Source organism: Vibrio genomosp. F10 str. 9ZD137, assembly GCF_049974785.1.
Taxonomy (GTDB): Bacteria; Pseudomonadota; Gammaproteobacteria; order Enterobacterales; family Vibrionaceae; genus Vibrio.
The window spans coordinates 1-1,451 of sequence record NZ_JBNGCJ010000815.1; the positions used below are offsets into that span (position 1 = coordinate 1).

The following is a 1,451-nucleotide window of genomic DNA, read 5'->3' on the forward strand; positions in this document are numbered from 1 at the left end:
GCTTCGCCCGCTCTAGCCGCTTCAATCGCCGCATTGAGTGCCAACAAATTGGTTTGTTCAGACAAGCCTCGCACCTGATCTAATAGCTTGAATACCGTTTGTAATTTATCGGACATGTCGTGAATACTGTGCACCGCGGAAATACTTTTCTCTGAAATATTGACAAAAGTAGCGACATATTCAGCAATGATGGTTTCTATTTTGGGTAAAACAGAAGTGAGGTCATATTCACTGTCTTTGTTGGCAAGTAACCCATCAACTAAGGATCCCGTTACTTTGCTTTGTTCTTCACTCACCCTTTGCAAACTGAAAAAGCTGTTGTTCAGCGTTTCGACCGATTCATCAATGATTTTGTGCTGGCTATCGAGTGGTTCTGAGATTTTAGGAAGACCATCTTTCAATATTTGATTGAGCTCTTCTGGGACAGTGAACATACCCGCTGATTTTTCATCGACTTCAATACTGTCGACATCATGCCTTGATGTGGATAGAACCAACCAAGGTACTGCCGCGACGATGATCATTAACCCTAAGTGAAAGAGATTTTGCGATAAGAACATCCAAGCGGAAAGAAACCCAACCTGGACTGTTAAGGCAATAAGCTTCTTTGACTTGTTAGAAAGCCGAGTGATTTTCATAAGCCTGTCCTGACATGATTTTATGGTTTGTCGTTATTATTTTTTTATTTGTAAATACAATGAAACAGTTGCTTGGGTATTTGACTTAACGAAAGCAGTTTATCGACAGCTCCAAGCTCATAAGCGACTTTTGGCATCCCCCAAACGACAGATGATTGTTCGTCTTGCGCAAATGTTATCGCACCTTTGTTTTTTAAATTGAGCATGCCTTTACCACCATCGTTGCCCATGCCTGTAAGCAGCACTCCGATTGCTTTATCTCCGACGACTTCTGCCACCGAGTTAAACATCACATCGACCGAAGGCTTATGCCGATTCACTGCTGGACTGTCATCTAGTTGGCAGAAAAGATGATTACCGCGTCGATAGACGGTGATGTGCTTATCCCCAGGAGCCACATAGGCACAGCCATTGATTAACGGTGCTTTGGATGCTGTGAGTTCTTTGACGTCGATGTCGCTTGCATCATCTAACCGCTTAGCAAAGGCACGAGTGAACATGGCACTGATATGCTGAGTAATAATGATAGGTGGTAATCCAGCAGGAAGCGCTGACAGGACGTTCTTCACCGCTTCTGTTCCTCCGGTCGAAGCCCCAATAGCGATGAGCTCACAATGTATGTGTTTTTTACTTGGATCAACCTCTGGCGCGATTTCAATTGGGCTAGCAGTTTGTACATTGGCTCTCGCTGCCATGCGAATCTTAGTATTGATCTCTGTTTTGTACTCAACAATTTCCCCCGTTGCTTCTACCGCTGGTTTGGGGAAGTAATCCACAGCCCCAGTTTCCAGCGCCTCTAGCGTCGGCTCCGCT

The 1,451-nt window shown here is 44.7% G+C and carries 2 protein-coding genes; both read right to left on the bottom strand.

Going from position 1 to position 1,451, the window contains the following annotated elements:
* A partial coding sequence (locus ACP45E_RS18670) for a methyl-accepting chemotaxis protein (protein ID WP_277815724.1) occupies positions 1–638 on the bottom strand: 638 nt, incomplete at its 3' end.
* Between the two features lie 44 nt (positions 639–682).
* On the bottom strand, positions 683–1,451 hold a 769-nt coding region (locus ACP45E_RS18675), incomplete at its 5' end, for a chemotaxis protein CheB (RefSeq protein ID WP_069585420.1).